The following is a 15,760-nucleotide window of genomic DNA, read 5'->3' as shown; positions in this document are numbered from 1 at the left end:
GAGCGGATGCAGCGAATATAAACCTACGCGCGAGGAAGTCTCAATATATAAATATCAATCCCATATTTAGGGATTATGATTTGGAAATGAGAGTCAGGAAAAGGCTGACAAGTTCAGTTCCCGCATGGCGCCCATCCAGATGGCATAGTCGGTGTGATCCTTCAGGTCATCGCCGGTATCCGGGTGCAGGAACACCACCAGCCCATTGCGATGTATGACCAGCCACGGCAGCACCACGCCGATGTATTCGGCATCGAACGCCAACTGGCAGCTCCAGTCCGGGTGCGGGCCTACCGGCCGTTGGTGCACGCGCCCCATGCGCAGCGGGAAAAGCTTGGCGGCGTCTTCGCACAAGGTGCGCGCCTGTTCGATAGTGTTCGCGTCGAAGTAGATGTGGGCGTGGTAACCCTTGATACGTTGCATGACGGACTCCGAATCCAATAGGCGCCAGATGCTAGACCGCAATCGACGGCAGGGCCAGCCCGGTCAGCGACTGCGCGCTGCTGGCCTGCTCGGCCACCAGCCAGTCGACAAAGCGCTCCACCAACTGCCCTCGGCGTTTGCGCTGGGGCTGCACCACGTAATAGCCGAAACGCGAGATGACGGTGTCGCTGAGCGGTCGGCACAGCCAGTTCTGCTCCAACAGGTTATCCACCAGATGGCGCCAGCCGATGGCCACACCCTGGCCGGCAATCGCGGCCTGGATCAGCAGAGTGTAGTTGTCGAAGCGCAGTTGGCCGGGCGTGGGCGCCGTGGCGATGCCCAGTTCGCGAAACACGCCGCTCCAGTCGAACCACTGGCTGTTATTTTCCTGGCGCAGGTGCAGCAAGGGGAAATCGTGCAAATTTTGTACAGTCAGCGGTGTGGCCTGATCCTTCAGCCACTGCGGGCTGCACACCGGGAACACTTCCTCGTTGAACAACCACAGGCTGTCGCCCTGCTTGAAACGCCCGTCGCCAAACAGCACTGCCACGTCAATGTCGCTGCGCAACGTGGCGTGGTTGCGTTCGCTGGTCACCAGGCTCACATCCACCTGAGGGTTGGCCGCGTGAAAGCGATGCAAACGCGGCATCAGCCAATAGGCGGCGAACGCGAAGTCGGTGGCCACTTGCAGCACTTCGTGCTGATCCTGCTGGGTGATCGCGCTGAGGCCCGCGTTGATGGCCTGCAAACCGCCCTGCACATGCTCGAACAACAGGGCGCCGGCATCGGTCAGCTCGATGCCCCGGTAGATGCGATCAAACAGGCGGATCGCCAGCTGTTCTTCCAGGCGCTTGATCTGCTGGCTGATCGCGGGCTGGGTGGTGCCCAGCTCCATCGCGGCGGCGGTGAAACTGCGGTGACGCGCTGCCGCTTCGAACGCGCGCAGCAAATCGAGGGACAGGTCACCGAGGGCTTCATACATAAGCTGTGCTTATCCTAGACATTGCTTTGGGTGGGCTTTACCCCATTTTCCATGGGCTGCATGCTCATTCGCATAAACACCGCCTATGGAATCCCGATAGATCATGAAGCGCAAGAACATTCTTTTCATCATGGCCGATCAAATGGCCGCGCCGATGCTACCGTTCTACGGACCTTCCCCGATCCAGTTGCCGAACCTGAGCCGCCTCGCCGCCCAGGGCGTGGTGTTCGAGGCTGCCTACTGCAACAGCCCGTTGTGCGCACCCTCGCGCTTTACGCTGGTGAGCGGGCAATTGCCGAGCAAGATCGGCGCCTACGACAACGCCGCCGATTTCCCCGCCGATGTGCCGACCTACGCCCACTACCTGCGCCGCCTCGGTTACCGCACGGCGTTATCGGGCAAGATGCATTTCTGCGGGCCAGACCAACTGCATGGTTATGAAGAGCGCCTGACCAGCGACATCTATCCCGCCGACTATGGCTGGGCCGTCAACTGGGACGAGCCGGACGTGCGCCCCACCTGGTACCACAACATGTCGTCGGTGCTGCAAGCCGGGCCGTGCGTGCGCACCAACCAGCTGGATTTCGACGAGGAGGTGGTGTTCAAGGCCCAGCAGTACCTGTTCGACCATATCCGCGAAGACGGCGACCAGCCGTTCTGCCTCACCGTGTCGATGACCCACCCCCACGACCCCTACACGATTCCCAAGCCGTTCTGGGACCTGTACGACGACGCTGACATCCCTTTGCCTACAACGCCTGCGCAGGGCGACCTCGATCCACACTCCCAGCGCCTGCTCAAGGTCTACGACCTGTGGGACAAGCCGCTGCCTGTGGATAAGATCCGTGATGCCCGCCGTGCCTACTTCGGCGCGTGCAGCTACATCGACAGCAATGTCGGCAAGCTCCTGCAAACCCTGGAAGACACCGGCTTGGCAGACGACACGATCATCATCTTCTCCGGCGACCACGGCGACATGCTCGGCGAGCGCGGCCTCTGGTACAAAATGCACTGGTTTGAAATGGCCGCCCGCGTGCCGCTGCTGGTGAGTGCGCCGGGGCAATTCGCGGCAGGCCGCGTGTCCAAAGCCGTGTCCACCGCCGACTTGTTGCCGACCCTGGTGGAACTGGCCGGCGGCGAGCTGGACCCGCGCCTGCCGCTGGACGGCCGTTCGCTGGTCCCGCACCTGCAAGGGCAGGGCGGGCACGACGAGGTGTTCGGCGAATACATGGCCGAAGGCACCATCAGCCCGCTGATGATGATTCGCCGTGGCGCGTACAAATTCATCTACAGCGAAGACGACCCTTGTCTACTGTTCGATGTACACAACGACCCTCGGGAACAGGAAGAACTCAGCCAGTCGCCGCCGCATCAGGCGCTGTTTGCAGCCTTCCTGGACGAGGCGCGGGCCAAATGGGACATCCCGGCGATCCACCAACAGGTGCTCGCCAGCCAACGCCGCCGCCGTCTGGTGTTTGAAGCACTGACCCAAGGCAAGCTGAAGAGCTGGGATCACCAGCCACTGGTGGACGCCAGTCAGCAATACATGCGCAACCACATCGACCTCGACGACCTGGAGCGCAAGGCACGTTATCCACAACCCTGCCAAAACCAATAAATAGTCAGAGGGAAGGCCATGCAAAAGTTAACTGTGGTGTTGGGTATGTTGGTACTGAGTAGCGCCAACGTGTACGCGGACGCCAGCTGCGAAACGGTAAAGATGGCCGATCCAGGCTGGAGCGATATCGCGGCCACCAATGCCATCACCGGTTTTTTGCTGACCGGCATGGGCTACAAGGCCAAGGTCGACACCCTCGCGGTCCCGATCACCTTCGGGGGGCTCAAGGACGGCCAGGTGGATGTGTTCCTGGGTAACTGGATGCCGGCGCAGCAAGGCTTCTACGACAAGTTCGTGGCTAATGGCGATGTGGTGCAACTGGCGAAAAACCTCGACGGCACCGAGTTCACCCTCGCCGTGCCGGACTATGTGTGGGACGCCGGGGTGCATGACTTCGCCGACTTAAACAAATTTGCCGACAAATTCGACAAGAAGATCTACGGCATCGGCTCCGGTGCACCTGCAAATATCTCGTTGCAGGAAATCATTAAGAAAAACGACTTTGATCTCGGCCAGTGGAAGCTGGTGGAATCCAGCGAACAGGCGATGCTCGCCGAAGTATCACGGGCTGTTAAGAAGCAGAAATTCGTGACCTTCCTCGGCTGGACTCCGCACCCGATGAACGTGCAATTGAAAATGCACTACCTCAAGGGTGGCGAGAAATATTTTGGTGACACCGGCAGTGTGTATACCTTGACCCGCAAGGGCTATGCACAGGCCTGCCCGAATGTAGGGAAATTGCTGACCAACCTGAGCTTTACCCAGGAGATGGAGAACGCAATCATGGCGCAGGTGGCCAATAACAAGGTCAGCAACGCCGAGGCGGCGAAGGCGTGGATCAAAGCCAACCCGGCGGTATTGGACAAGTGGCTGGAGGGTGTAAAAACACTGGACGGCAAAGACGCACTTTCTGCAGTTAAAGCCAAACTCTAAGGCGTGATGCAATCCAGATGTGGGAGGGGGCAAGCCCCCTCCCACGGGAACTGATCTGGACTGATATTCTGCGCCAAACCTTTAAACCGAGTCTGCGATGCCCCGGCCCAACCGCCACACACTGTTCCCCTTCCTCAGCTGGCTCCCGCGCCAAACCCGCGCCAGCGTCGGCCGGGATGCAATCGTCGGCCTCAGTGGCGCGGTTCTCGCGTTGCCACAGTCGATTGCCTACGCCCTGATCGCCGGCCTGCCCCCCGAATACGGCCTGTACGCTGCGATCATCCCGGTGCTGATCGCGTGCCTCTGGGGTTCATCCTGGCACCTGATCTGCGGGCCTACGGCGGCGATTTCCATTGTGCTGTATGCCAGCGTCAGTCCCTTGGCCGTGCCGGGCTCCCAGGACTACATCACCCTGATTTTGCTGCTCACCTTCCTCGCCGGGGTTTTCCAGTGGCTGCTGGGCATGCTGCGCTTCGGCGCGCTGGTGAATTTCGTCTCCCATTCGGTGGTGCTCGGTTTCACCCTGGGCGCCGCCGTGGTGATTGCCCTGGGGCAGTTGCCCAACCTGTTGGGGCTGGATCTGCCGAGCCAGGCCACGGCGATCAATAGCCTGCTGGCGCTGATCCACCACAGCGGCGAATGGGACCATGCATCCCTTGCCCTCGGGCTGGGGACTCTACTGGTGGGCGCACTGCTCAAGTACCTGGTGCCCCGCTGGCCGACGCTGTTGATCGCGCTGGCGTTGGGCAGCCTGGTGGCGTGGTTGTGGCCGGCGATGTTCGGGCATGTGGCGCTGGTCAGTTCGTTTATTGGCAAGCTGCCGCCGTTCAGCCCGTTGCCGATGGACCTGGACATGATCCTGCGCCTGCTGCCCAGCGCCGTGGCGGTGGGCATGCTCGGGCTGGTGACCAGCCTGTCGATTGCCCGCTCGCTGTCGGCGCGTTCGCAACAATTGCTCGATGCCAACCAAGAGGTTCGCGCGCAGGGTTTATCCAATATCGTTGGCGGCTTTTTCTCCGGCTACTTGTCAGCCGGTTCGTTTACGCGCTCGGGCCTCAGTTATGAGGCGGGCGCGTGCTCGCCGTTGGCCGGGGTGTTTTCCGCACTGTGGGTGGCGTTGTTCGCATTGTTTGGTGCGGCGCTGATCGCACACATTCCGATCCCGAGCATGGCCGCGAGCATCCTGCTGATTTGCTGGGGGTTGGTGGACCATCGCGGCATTCGTGCGTTGTTCCGCGTCAGTCGCGCCGAGTTTGTGGTGATGGGCCTGACGTGCGTCGCCACCTTGCTCTTGGAGCTGCAAACCGCGATTTATGCCGGGGTGCTGGCGTCGCTGTTCTTCTACCTCAAGCGCACCTCGCAACCACGGGTTCAGCAATGGCGCGATGGCGATGAGGATGTGTTGCGGGTGGGCGGCTCGATCTTTTTCGGCGCCAGCCACTACCTGCAAGTGCGCCTCCAACGTTTACAAGGCGAGCGGGTGGTGATCGAGGCGCAGCAGATCAACTTTATCGACTATTCCGGGGTGGAGATGCTGCACCAGGAGGCGCGGCGCTTGAAGGGCTTGGGGCGTAGCCTGACGTTGCGCCGGGCCAGGCCGCAAGTGGTGGAAGAGTTGAGGAAACTGGAAGGGGCCGACCAATGCCCCATTCACTTTCAAGACTGAATGCAGTTCAACTGTGGGAGGGGGCTTGCTCCCTCCCACATTGAATTGAGGTTAGGCCAATTGGCGGCGCAGTTCGGCCAACACCGGCGCCGACTTCGGACGCACACCGCGCCACAGGAAGAACGCTTCCGCTGCCTGTTCCACCAACATCCCTAAACCATCCATCGCCACCGTCGCGCCTTGTTCAGTCGCCCAGCGGCAGAACGCTGTCGGTTCCTTGGCATACATCATGTCGTAGCAAAACGTCTTACTCGGTTCGATCAAGCTGCCGGCAATCGGCGGTACATCGCCTGACAGGCTGGCGGACGTGGCGTTGATGATCACGTCCACCGGCTCACGCAGCCAATCGAAACCGCTGGCAGACACCGGGCCCAGATCGTCGAACAACTCGGCGAGCAACTCGGCTTTTTCCACGGTGCGGTTGGCGATGATCAGCGAGGCAGGCTGCTCGGCCAGTAACGGCTCCAGCGCGCCACGTACCGCGCCACCGGCGCCCAGCAGCAGGATGCGCTTGCCTCGCAGGCTCAGCCCGGCGTTGACCTTGAGGTCGCGCACCAGGCCGGCGCCGTCGGTGTTGTCGCCCAGCAGGCTACCGTCGGGCCGCTTGCTCAGGGTATTCACCGCGCCAGCGCGTTGAGCACGTTCGGTGAGGATGTCGGCCAGGCGGTAGGCGTCTTCCTTGAACGGCACGGTGACGTTGGCGCCACGACCCTGTCGAAAAAACTTACGGGCACAACCGGTGAAATCCTCCAAAGGCGCCAGCAAGGTGCTGTAGTCCAGTTGCTCGCCGGTCTGCTCGGCGAACATACGGTGGATCAGCGGCGACTTGCTGTGGCCGATGGGGTTGCCGAACACCACATAACGGTCCATCAGACCGCCGCCTTAGGCGCAGTAAGGCCCAGCCAGTCGCGGTCTTGCAGGAAGTAGTCGGTAAGGCGCGCTTCTTCGCTGCCGACCTCGGCCTTCCAGTCGTAGCTCCAGCGCACTTGCGGCGGCAGCGACATCAGGATCGACTCGGTGCGCCCGCCCGACTGCAGGCCGAACAGGGTGCCACGGTCGTAGACCAGGTTGAATTCAACGTAGCGGCCGCGGCGAAACTCTTGGAACTGACGCTGTTGCTCGGTATAGGCCATAGCCTTACGGCGTTGCACGATCGGCAGGTAAGCATCGATGTACGCGTCGCCGATGGCGCGGATGAAGGCGAAGCAGGTGTCGAAGTCCCACTCGTTCAAGTCATCGAAGAACAGGCCGCCGATGCCGCGCGGTTCGTTGCGGTGCTTGATATGGAAGTAGGTGTCGCACCATGCCTTGTAGCGTGAGTACACGTCCGGACCGAACGGCGCACAGGCCTGCTCGGCCACGCGGTGCCAGTGGATGCAGTCTTCTTCGTTGCCGTAGTAAGGCGTGAGGTCGAAGCCGCCCCCAAACCACCACACCGGCTCTTCGCCTTCTTTTTCGGCGATGAAGAACCGTACGTTGGCGTGGGACGTGGGGACGTGAGGGTTGTGTGGGTGGATCACCAGCGACACACCCAGGGCCTCAAAGCCACGGCCGGCCAGCTCAGGCCGATGCGCGCTGGCCGAGGGTGGGAGACCGCTGCCAAACACGTGGGAAAAGTTAACGCCGCCTTTTTCGATCACCGAACCGTTTTCGATCACACGGGTGCGACCACCGCCGCCAGCTGGCCGGGTCCAGGCGTCTTCGATAAAGCGAGTGTCCGTCTCGAAGGTTTCCAGGGCGCTGCAAATGCGGTCTTGCAGGTCAAGCAGGTAGGCCTTTACAGCCTCGGTGCGGGTAGTCATGGCATCACCTTGAATCGGGCAAAGCTACGCGAGGCCATTGGGCATCGGCGGCAAATGGGCGCACAGGATACCACTGCACCCCATTGCGCCGCAGTTGACGAAGATCAAGCTTAGGAGTGGGATAGTGGGCTACGCGAATTCGACCCAAGGAGAAGGCAGATGGCAAAACGTATCCAGTTCAGCGCCCATGGCGGCCCCGAAGTGCTTGAGTATGTGGACTACACCCCGGCGGAGCCGGGCCCGCAGCAGGTGCGCGTGCGGAATGAGGCGATCGGCCTGAACTTCATCGACACCTATTTCCGCAGCGGTCTGTACGCCCCGCCCGCATTGCCATCGGGGTTGGGCGCAGAGGGCGCCGGTGTGGTCGACGCGGTTGGCAGCGAAGTCACCCAATTCAAGGTCGGCGACCGCGTGGCCTATGGCAGCGGCCCGCTGGGTGCCTACAGCCAACTGCATGTGTTGCCCGCCGCCAATCTGGTGCACCTGCCGGACGACATCAGCTTCGAACAAGCCGCCGGCGCCATGCTCAAGGGCCTGACCGTGCAGTATCTGCTGCGCCAGACCTACGAAGTGAAGGCCGGTGAAACCATCCTGTTCCACGCCGCTGCCGGTGGCGTGGGATCGCTGGCCTGCCAATGGGCCAAGGCCCTGGGCGTGAAGTTGATCGGTACCGTGAGTTCGCCGGAAAAAGCCGCAGTGGCCAAAGCCCTCGGTGCCTGGGAAACGATCAACTACAGCAAGGAAGATGTCGCACAGCGCGTGCTGGAGTTGACTGACGGCAAAAAGGTGCCGGTGGTGTACGACGGCGTCGGCAAGGACACCTGGCTGACATCGCTGGACTGCGTGGCGCCACGTGGGCTCGTGGTGAGCTTCGGTAATGCGTCAGGCGCAGTGGATGGGGTGAACTTGGGGATTCTGTCGGCCAAAGGCTCGCTGTACGTCACCCGACCGACCCTGGCGACCTATGCCAACAACCCGCAGAACCTGCAAGCGATGGCGGATGACCTGTTCTCGATGATCAAGAGCGGCAAGGTGCGCATTGATATCAACCAGCGGTATGCGCTGGCGGATGCGGCGAAGGCGCAGACGGAGTTGTCGGGGCGCCGGACCACAGGCTCAACAATTTTGCTGCCTTGACGGCCCCTTGTGGCGAGGGAGCTTGCTCCCGTTGGGCCGCGAAGCGGCCCCAAAACAGGCGATGATGTTTCTTCAGGTAAACCGCATTCGCTGGCTTTGGGCCTGCTTCGCAGGCCAATGGGAGCAAGCGCCCTCGCCACAAAAGCGCTACGAAGGCCGCACCACCTCACCCGTCACCAGATCGCGAATCAAGCTCGGGTTCTTGCGCCCACCCAGGGCGCCACCCAACACCAGATCCACCTGCCCACGGAAATACTGCTCCACGCGAATCCGCGTGCGGGCAGCCGGGCGGCCTTGAGGGTTGGCCGAGGTTGAAATCAACGGCCCCACCAGCGAGCACAGATCCCGCACCAGCGGATGGTCAGTGACCCGCACCGCCACGGTGTCGTGCACACCTGTCACCCATTCCGGCAGCAGGCCCTGATGAGGCACCAGCCAGGTGTTCGGCCCAGGCCAAGTGCTGGCCATGCGGTCGATCCAATCCTGCGGGAAGTCTTCGAACAGGAAGTCGAACTGACGGATGTTGTCCGCCACCAGGATCAGGCCCTTGTCCACCGAACGGTTCTTGATGGCGAGCAAACGGTCCACTGCTTCTTCGTTCCACGGATCGCAGCCCAGGCCCCAAACCGCTTCGGTTGGATAGGCAATCACCGCGCCTGCGCGAATTTCTCGTGCGGTTTCCAGCACACGCCACCGGTTGACCATTGTTGACTCTCCAGACTAAAGCTCTGCGCAGTTTACCGATCTTCGTTACAAAACCTAGCAGCGCGCAAGCCAGCGCCCGCTTTCGCAGATGACTTGGCCTTCCAGCTCCAGCTCGGTAAGGGTCGCCAACACGTGGGACAACGACCTACCGCTGGCAATCGCCAGGCCTTCACTGGTATGGGGCGCCGCGTGCAGCAGCGCCACCAGAGGATGCACAACCGGCATCGGCGTAGGGCGCGACAGCGCCTGCCAACCGCGCAAGCCCTCCAGGATGTGCTCGATGGTTTCCACCAACACGGCGCCATCGCGGATCAACTGGTGACAGCCCTTGGCGCCGGGATGATGAATGGAGCCGGGGATCGCATACACCTCGCGCCCCTGTTCGGCCGCCAGTTTCGCAGTGATCAGCGAACCACTGGCCATGCTGGCTTCCACCACCAGCACGCCCAGGGACAGGCCACTGATGATCCGATTCCGCCTGGGAAAGTTGCCGGCCTGGGGCGGGGCGTCCAAGGGAAACTCGGAAACCACGGCGCTGCCCTGATCAATCATCGCCGCCGCCAGCCGTTTGTGGCGCTGTGGATAAAAATTTTCGAGCCCGGTGCCGAGCACGCCGATTGTCTGGCCGCCCACATCCAATGCCGCTTGATGGGCTGCGCCGTCGATGCCTAATGCAAGACCGCTGGTGATGACAAAACCGGCGCTCGCCAAACTGCGGGAAAACGCAGCCGCCGTGTCCATGCCGGGGCGAGAAGCACGGCGACTGCCGACCATCGCCAGTTGCGGTTTTTCCAGGATCAGAGGGTCGCCAGCGACAAATAACAGCGGTGGCGCGTCATCAATCTGGGCGAGCAGCGCGGGGTAGTCCGGCTGGTCCCACATCAGCAAATGCTGGCCCTGACACGCCAGCCAGGCTAATGCCGCACTGGCACCGTCGCGGACTTCATGGCTGCGCCGGGCATCGGCACTGATGGCTGGTACCCCCAACGAACGCCAGGCACTGGCAGGCGCGCTGATGGCCTTTGACGCAGACCCGAAGGCTTCGATCAGTAAGCGAAAACGCTTCGGACCCAGCTCAGGCAGCCTGTGCAAGCGTAGTCGGGCTTCCAGTTCTGACGGGGATATTTCATGACAGTTTATCGGATTCATTTGATCATCCTTGACCGGAACAAGCTGTGGATAACTCTGTTGGTAACTTATTTAGCAGGCTATTTATTGTGTTTGATGGGCAGTCTCGAAACGGTCCGTCACGGCCAGCGGCCGTGAGGCACTGAGCACCAGGGCGTAGCTGAGCTTTTCGTAGGTGCGAAACACCAGCAGGGTGCCGGCGCGTTCATCAGGAAGTTGGGTTGGCGCGCCCGTCAGGCTGTCGCGTACGCTGGCGCCGGTCTTGATCACGTTGAGCAGTTGGCCCTCAACCAAGCCGTCGCGGCGGCCTTTATTCAGGGTTATCGCGTCGAGTACGCCGATCTGGGTGACACCCTTGGGGATATCGATGATTTGCCCTTCGATGAACGGCGCTGTAGGCGTGACCGCAAGGGTTGCCGGGTCGACGAAAGATTGCGCGCGTAGCAGGCGATCACCGGGGCGCACTTCCTGGGTGACCCGCTGCACGGCCAGGGTGGTGAGGTCGCCCGCCGTTACGAAGCGGGCAGTGCCGATGTCGTCGGCATTGATGCCCAACAGCTCTCGGGTTTGCGGGTCGGTGTAGGTCTTGCCTCGCCGGAATATTCCATAACTTGGCTGGGAAGCGTCCAGAACGCCCCGGGCATACACCTGCTCGCCATTCGCGCCCAGCACTCGGCCAGCATCCGCGGCGACGATGTAGGGTGCGCTGTCCAGGTCGTGGGGCGAATCAAGAATGCGGTTATGCAGTAAAAAGCGCTGGATGGCCTGTTGCGTCGGTTGATCCAGGCGCTGGGCGGGCTGCGGCACCAAGGCCATGGCAAGCGGGGCCATAGCAAGCGGGGCCCACAGCAGCAAGACGAGTAGCGATTTCCTCATGGGGTGAATCTCCTTTATTATGTGCGTTCGCGTGAAATGCCAGAGCCTTCGCGGCTTCGGGACGTTTCACACCGGCTGTTTGGGTCCATCCCAACGCCGATTTGCCTCTACCTCACATGTGCAGCAATTACGCTTATGGCTATTTTGAACATCCTCGAATTCCCCGACTCGCGCCTGCGCACGATCGCCAAACCGGTGGCCGTAGTGGACGACAAGGTTCGTCAGTTGGTCGATGACATGTTTGAAACAATGTATGAAGCGCCGGGCATCGGCCTCGCCGCGACCCAGGTCAACGTGCATCTTCGCGTCGTGGTCATGGACCTGTCGGAAGATCGCAGCGAACCAAGGGTGTACATCAACCCAGAGTTCGAACCGCTGACCGACGAGATGGGCGAATACCAGGAAGGCTGCCTGTCGGTGCCGGAGTTCTACGAGAACGTCGAACGCCCGCTGCGCGTGAAAATCAAGGCCCTGGACCGCGACGGCAAGCCGTTCGAACTGATCGCCGAAGGCCTGCTGGCAGTGTGCATCCAGCACGAATGCGACCACCTCAATGGCAAGCTGTTTGTCGACTACCTGTCCACGCTCAAGCGCGACCGGATCAAGAAGAAGCTGGAAAAAAAGCATCGCCAGCAAGCTTGATGCTCCCCTTCCAAAGGCTTGCTGCGGCAAGCCTTTTTCTTTTGTGACTGCTTTTAACCGAGACCTCCCATGACCGAGCCACTGCGCATTGTTTTTGCCGGTACCCCCGAATTTGCCGCCGAACACCTCAAGGCGCTGCTCACCAGCCCTCATGACGTTGTCGCGGTGTACACCCAGCCGGATCGCCCGGCCGGGCGCGGGCAAAAACTGATGCCGAGCCCGGTGAAGCAGTTGGCGCTGGAGCACAACATTCCCGTGCTGCAGCCACCGACCTTGCGCAACGCCGAGGCCCAGGCCGAGCTGGCAGCGCTGAACCCGGACTTGCTGGTGGTCGTGGCGTACGGTTTGATCCTGCCGCAAGCGGTACTGGATATCCCGCGCCTGGGTTGCATCAACAGCCATGCGTCATTGCTGCCACGTTGGCGCGGTGCGGCGCCGATCCAACGTGCCGTCGAGGCCGGTGACAGCGAGAGCGGCGTGACCGTAATGCGCATGGAGGCGGGCCTGGACACCGGCCCGATGCTGCTGAAAGTCACCACCCCGATCACCGCCGCAGACACCGGTGGCAGCCTGCACGACCGCCTCGCCGAGCTGGGCCCGCCTGCCGTGATCCAGGCCATCGCCGGCCTGGCTGCCGGCACCTTGGAAGGCGAGGTCCAGGACGATAGCCTGGCCACCTACGCCCACAAGCTGAACAAAGACGAAGCACGCATCGACTGGAGCCGCCCGGCCGTGGAACTGGAGCGCCTGGTACGCGCCTTCAACCCGTGGCCGATCTGCCACAGCACGCTCAACGGCGAAGCCTTGAAAGTGCTGGCCGCGACCCTCGCCCAGGGCGCAGGCGCTCCCGGTGAAATCATCGGCGCCAGCAAGGACGGCCTGTTGGTCGCTTGCGGTGAACAAGCGCTGTGCCTGACCCGTCTGCAATTGCCTGGCGGCAAGGCGCTTAATTTCAGCGATTTGTTCAACAGCCGTCGTGAGAAATTCGCCCTGGGCACCGTCCTTGGAGTGGTCGCCCAATGAACCCACGTCTGGCCGCCGCCAAGGCTCTCGCCGCCGTCCTCAACGGCAAGGCGTCGCTGAACAGTTCGTTGCCCACGCAGTTGGACAAGGTCGAAGACCGCGATCGCGGCTTCACCCAGGACCTGGCCTTTGGCACGGCGCGCTGGCAGCCACGCTTGTCGGCGCTGTCGGCCAAGTTGTTGCAGAAACCCTTCAAGGCGGCCGATGCGGATGTCGAAGCGCTGCTGCTGGTCGGCCTCTACCAATTGCTCTACACCCGCGTACCCGCTCACGCCGCGATCGGCGAGACGGTCGGTTGCGCCGACAAGCTGAAAAAGCCTTGGGCCAAAGCCTTGCTCAACGCCGTACTGCGCCGCGCCCAGCGCGAAAGCGAAGCGCTGCTGGCCGAGCTGGAACATGACCCCGTGGTGCGCACCGCCCACCCGCGCTGGCTGCAAAAGTCCCTGAAGGCGTTCTGGCCTGAGCAATGGGAAGCCATCTGCGCGGCGAACAATGCGCACCCGCCGATGATTTTGCGGGTCAACCGTCGTCACCACAGCCGTGACGCCTACCTGCAACTGCTCACCACTGCCGGTATCAACGCCACGCCGTGCGTGTACAGCGTCGACGGCATCGTATTAGAAGCCGCCGCCGACGTCCGCAGCCTGCCGGGCTTTGCCGAAGGCTGGATCAGCGTGCAGGACGAAGCGGCGCAACTGGCCGCCGACCTGCTCGACCTGGCGCCCGGCCAACGCGTGCTCGACGCCTGCTGCGCACCGGGCGGCAAGACCTGCCACATCCTGGAAGTCGAAAAAAACCTGGCCGGGGTGGTCGCTGTCGACCTGGAAGCCAAGCGCCTGGTACGCGTGCGGGAAAACCTCGCCCGTCTGGGCCTCAGCGCCGAGCTGATCGCTGCCGACGGCCGCGACACTGCCACCTGGTGGGACGGCAAACCGTTCCAGCGCATCCTGCTTGATGCGCCGTGCTCAGCCACCGGTGTGATCCGTCGCCACCCGGACATCAAGCTCACCCGCCAACCCGACGACATCGCCGCCCTGGCCGCACTGCAAGGCGAGTTGCTCGACGCACTGTGGCCGACTCTGGACGTCGGCGGCATCCTGCTTTACGCCACCTGCTCCACCTTGCCGACCGAAAACACCGAGGTGATCGAAGCCTTTCTCGCCCGTACCAGCGGCGCACGGGAACTGGACCTTGCCACCACAGCCGGCATCAAGCAGCCCCACGGCCGCCAATTGCTCGCGCAAGAAGGCGGACACGATGGCTTCTACTACGCCAAACTGATCAAGATCGCCGCCGCGCGCGGCTGAATGGTTTTAAGGGAGTGACCGGATGAAAATCATCATCCTTGGGGCAGGGCAGGTCGGCGGTACGCTGGCTGAACATTTGGCCAGCGAAGCGAACGACATCACCGTGGTCGACACCGATGCCGAGCGCCTGCGCAACCTCGGCGACCGCCTGGACATCCGTACGGTGCAGGGCCGCGCGTCTTTCCCGACGGTGCTGCGCCAAGCGGGTGCGGATGATGCCGACATGCTTGTCGCCGTGACCAACAGCGATGAAACCAACATGGTAGCCTGCCAGGTTGCCCACACGCTGTTCCACACGCCGACCAAGATCGCCCGTGTGCGCGAAGCGGCCTACCTGACCCGCGCCGGCCTGTTCGACAACGATGCGATTCCGGTGGACGTGTTGATCAGCCCGGAGCAAGTGGTCACCCACTACATCAAGCGCCTGATCGAAATCCCCGGCGCCCTGCAGGTGATCGACTTTGCCGGTGGCAAGGCGCAACTGGTCGCGGTGAAGGCCTATTACGGCGGCCCGCTGGTGGGCCAGCAACTACGGCAGCTGCGTGAACACATGCCGAATGTGGAAACCCGCGTCGCGGCGATTTTCCGCCGTGACCGCCCGATCCTGCCCCAGGGCGATACGGTGATCGAGGCTGACGACGAGGTGTTTTTCATCGCCGCCAAGGCGAATATTCGCGCCGTCATGAGCGAAATGCGCCGCCTCGACGAGACCTACAAACGCATCGTCATCGCGGGTGGCGGGCAGATCGGCGAGCGCTTGGCCGAAGCCATCGAAAGCCGCTACCAGGTGAAGATCATCGAGATGAGCCCGGCACGCTGCCGGCATTTATCCGACACCCTGGACAGCAGCGTCGTACTGCAAGGCAGCGCCTCGGACCGCGACCTGCTGATGGAAGAAAACATCGCCGACGCCGATATCTTCCTGGCCCTGACCAACGATGACGAAGCCAACATCATGTCGTCGCTGCTGGCCAAGCGGTTGGGGGCGAAGAAGGTGATGACCATCATCAACAACCCGGCCTATGTGGACTTGATCCAGGGCGGTGATATCGACATCGCCATCAGCCCGCAGTTGGCCACCATCGGCACCCTGCTGGCCCACGTACGCCGTGGCGATATCGTCAGCGTGCACTCCCTGCGTCGGGGCGCGGCGGAAGCCATCGAGGCGATTGCCCACGGTGACTCGAAATCGAGCAAGGTGATCGGCAAGGCAATCCGCGATATCGGCCTACCACCGGGCACCACCATTGGCGCGATCATTCGTGATGAAGAAGTGATCATTGCCCACGACGACACGGTGATCGCCACCGGTGACCATGTGATCTTGTTCCTGGTGGATAAAAAACATATCCGCGATGTGGAGAAACTGTTCCACGTGGGATTGAGCTTCTTCTAAATCGGAGCATTCCACTGTGGCGAGGGAGCTTGCTCCCGTTGGACTGCGTAGCAGTCCCATAGATTTTGCGAGCGCTTCGCACTCGAGCGGGAGCAAGCTCCCTCGCCACAACAGCCTTCTTT

Annotated in this window: 15 protein-coding genes; 8 read left to right on the top strand and 7 right to left on the bottom strand. The window is 62.0% G+C overall.

The features are described 5' to 3' along the window. Window positions 1-93: 93 nt before the first annotated feature. Together QCBJ_RS17470 and QCBJ_RS17465 are read right to left on the bottom strand one after the other, a co-directional pair. Complete coding sequence (locus QCBJ_RS17470) at window positions 94-423, bottom strand: DOPA 4,5-dioxygenase family protein (protein WP_043204594.1); 330 nt, start codon at window positions 421-423, stop codon at window positions 94-96. Between the two features lie 31 nt (window positions 424-454). Next, entirely contained in the window at window positions 455-1,405 is a 951-nt protein-coding gene (locus tag QCBJ_RS17465) for a LysR family transcriptional regulator (protein WP_064053161.1), read from the bottom strand. Window positions 1,406-1,508: 103 nt separating this feature from the next. On the opposite strand from QCBJ_RS17465, the gene betC reads away from it, so the two are divergent. From betC to QCBJ_RS17450, 3 genes are all read left to right on the top strand, one after another. Beyond that, window positions 1,509-3,023 carry a choline-sulfatase gene (betC, locus tag QCBJ_RS17460; RefSeq protein ID WP_046035867.1) on the top strand — a complete coding sequence of 505 codons (1,515 nt, stop codon included), beginning with the start codon at window positions 1,509-1,511 and terminating at the stop codon, window positions 3,021-3,023. An 18-nt stretch (window positions 3,024-3,041) separates the two neighbouring features. After that, the gene (choX, locus tag QCBJ_RS17455; RefSeq protein ID WP_102061249.1) at window positions 3,042-3,956 is read left to right on the top strand and encodes a choline ABC transporter substrate-binding protein; all 915 of its coding nucleotides are present in this window, start codon (window positions 3,042-3,044) and stop codon (window positions 3,954-3,956) included. A 97-nt stretch (window positions 3,957-4,053) separates the two neighbouring features. Further along, window positions 4,054-5,622 carry a SulP family inorganic anion transporter gene (locus tag QCBJ_RS17450; RefSeq protein WP_046035866.1) on the top strand — a complete coding sequence of 523 codons (1,569 nt, stop codon included), beginning with the start codon at window positions 4,054-4,056 and terminating at the stop codon, window positions 5,620-5,622. Window positions 5,623-5,673: 51 nt separating this feature from the next. On the opposite strand, the gene aroE is transcribed toward QCBJ_RS17450, so the two are convergent. Beyond that, on the bottom strand, window positions 5,674-6,492 hold the full coding sequence (gene aroE, locus QCBJ_RS17445; RefSeq protein ID WP_102061248.1) for a shikimate dehydrogenase: 819 nt from the start codon (window positions 6,490-6,492) through the stop codon (window positions 5,674-5,676). Then, on the bottom strand, window positions 6,492-7,424 hold the full coding sequence (gene hemF / locus QCBJ_RS17440) for an oxygen-dependent coproporphyrinogen oxidase (RefSeq protein ID WP_012721470.1): 933 nt from the start codon (window positions 7,422-7,424) through the stop codon (window positions 6,492-6,494). Before hemF ends, aroE begins: the two co-directional genes overlap by 1 nt. Window positions 7,425-7,583: 159 nt before the next feature. Between hemF and QCBJ_RS17435 the strand changes: the two genes are divergently transcribed. Further along, on the top strand, window positions 7,584-8,561 hold the full coding sequence (locus tag QCBJ_RS17435; protein WP_046035865.1) for an NADPH:quinone reductase: 978 nt from the start codon (window positions 7,584-7,586) through the stop codon (window positions 8,559-8,561). A 147-nt stretch (window positions 8,562-8,708) separates the two neighbouring features. Here the strand turns inward: QCBJ_RS17435 and QCBJ_RS17430 are convergent, their stop codons facing one another. From QCBJ_RS17430 to QCBJ_RS17420, 3 genes are all read right to left on the bottom strand, one after another. Next, entirely contained in the window at window positions 8,709-9,266 is a 558-nt protein-coding gene (locus QCBJ_RS17430) for an L-threonylcarbamoyladenylate synthase (RefSeq protein ID WP_012721468.1), read from the bottom strand. Window positions 9,267-9,320: 54 nt separating this feature from the next. Continuing rightward, the gene (dprA, locus tag QCBJ_RS17425) at window positions 9,321-10,415 is read right to left on the bottom strand and encodes a DNA-processing protein DprA (protein ID WP_102061247.1); all 1,095 of its coding nucleotides are present in this window, start codon (window positions 10,413-10,415) and stop codon (window positions 9,321-9,323) included. Between the two features lie 63 nt (window positions 10,416-10,478). Beyond that, complete coding sequence (locus QCBJ_RS17420) at window positions 10,479-11,270, bottom strand: peptidoglycan-binding protein (protein ID WP_102061246.1); 792 nt, start codon at window positions 11,268-11,270, stop codon at window positions 10,479-10,481. A gap of 135 nt (window positions 11,271-11,405) precedes the next feature. Here QCBJ_RS17420 and def point away from each other — a divergent pair, with 135 nt between their 5' ends. The 4 genes from def (at window position 11,406) to trkA (ending at window position 15,638) form a co-directional block, all read left to right on the top strand. Then, entirely contained in the window at window positions 11,406-11,912 is a 507-nt protein-coding gene (gene def / locus QCBJ_RS17415) for a peptide deformylase (protein WP_005783383.1), read from the top strand. Between the two features lie 69 nt (window positions 11,913-11,981). Beyond that, window positions 11,982-12,935, top strand: coding sequence for a methionyl-tRNA formyltransferase (gene fmt / locus QCBJ_RS17410; RefSeq protein ID WP_102061245.1), 954 nt, complete (start codon window positions 11,982-11,984; stop codon window positions 12,933-12,935). Further along, the gene (gene rsmB / locus QCBJ_RS17405; protein ID WP_102061244.1) at window positions 12,932-14,242 is read left to right on the top strand and encodes a 16S rRNA (cytosine(967)-C(5))-methyltransferase RsmB; all 1,311 of its coding nucleotides are present in this window, start codon (window positions 12,932-12,934) and stop codon (window positions 14,240-14,242) included. The genes fmt and rsmB overlap by 4 nt, the downstream gene beginning before the upstream one ends. A 22-nt stretch (window positions 14,243-14,264) precedes the next feature. Beyond that, the gene (gene trkA / locus QCBJ_RS17400) at window positions 14,265-15,638 is read left to right on the top strand and encodes a Trk system potassium transporter TrkA (RefSeq protein ID WP_012721463.1); all 1,374 of its coding nucleotides are present in this window, start codon (window positions 14,265-14,267) and stop codon (window positions 15,636-15,638) included. Window positions 15,639-15,760 lie beyond the last annotated feature (122 nt).

The sequence above is a fragment of the Pseudomonas sp. QC2 genome, from assembly GCF_002859085.1.
GTDB lineage: Bacteria > Pseudomonadota > Gammaproteobacteria > Pseudomonadales > Pseudomonadaceae > Aquipseudomonas > Aquipseudomonas petroselini.
This window is presented reverse-complemented; position numbering and strand designations above follow the sequence as displayed.

Excerpts from the sequence above, each read along its gene's own strand:
- QCBJ_RS17470 (WP_043204594.1), bottom strand. The coding sequence starts at position 423 with ATGCAACGTATCAAGGGTTACCACGCCCACATCTACTTCGACGCGAAC.
- QCBJ_RS17465 (WP_064053161.1), bottom strand. The coding sequence starts at position 1,405 with ATGTATGAAGCCCTCGGTGACCTGTCCCTCGATTTGCTGCGCGCGTTC.
- betC (WP_046035867.1), top strand. The coding sequence starts at position 1,509 with ATGAAGCGCAAGAACATTCTTTTCATCATGGCCGATCAAATGGCCGCG.
- choX (WP_102061249.1), top strand. The coding sequence starts at position 3,042 with ATGCAAAAGTTAACTGTGGTGTTGGGTATGTTGGTACTGAGTAGCGCC.
- QCBJ_RS17450 (WP_046035866.1), top strand. The coding sequence starts at position 4,054 with ATGCCCCGGCCCAACCGCCACACACTGTTCCCCTTCCTCAGCTGGCTC.
- aroE (WP_102061248.1), bottom strand. The coding sequence starts at position 6,492 with ATGGACCGTTATGTGGTGTTCGGCAACCCCATCGGCCACAGCAAGTCG.
- hemF (WP_012721470.1), bottom strand. The coding sequence starts at position 7,424 with ATGACTACCCGCACCGAGGCTGTAAAGGCCTACCTGCTTGACCTGCAA.
- QCBJ_RS17435 (WP_046035865.1), top strand. The coding sequence starts at position 7,584 with ATGGCAAAACGTATCCAGTTCAGCGCCCATGGCGGCCCCGAAGTGCTT.
- QCBJ_RS17430 (WP_012721468.1), bottom strand. The coding sequence starts at position 9,266 with ATGGTCAACCGGTGGCGTGTGCTGGAAACCGCACGAGAAATTCGCGCA.
- dprA (WP_102061247.1), bottom strand. The coding sequence starts at position 10,415 with ATGAATCCGATAAACTGTCATGAAATATCCCCGTCAGAACTGGAAGCC.
- QCBJ_RS17420 (WP_102061246.1), bottom strand. The coding sequence starts at position 11,270 with ATGAGGAAATCGCTACTCGTCTTGCTGCTGTGGGCCCCGCTTGCTATG.
- def (WP_005783383.1), top strand. The coding sequence starts at position 11,406 with ATGGCTATTTTGAACATCCTCGAATTCCCCGACTCGCGCCTGCGCACG.
- fmt (WP_102061245.1), top strand. The coding sequence starts at position 11,982 with ATGACCGAGCCACTGCGCATTGTTTTTGCCGGTACCCCCGAATTTGCC.
- rsmB (WP_102061244.1), top strand. The coding sequence starts at position 12,932 with ATGAACCCACGTCTGGCCGCCGCCAAGGCTCTCGCCGCCGTCCTCAAC.
- trkA (WP_012721463.1), top strand. The coding sequence starts at position 14,265 with ATGAAAATCATCATCCTTGGGGCAGGGCAGGTCGGCGGTACGCTGGCT.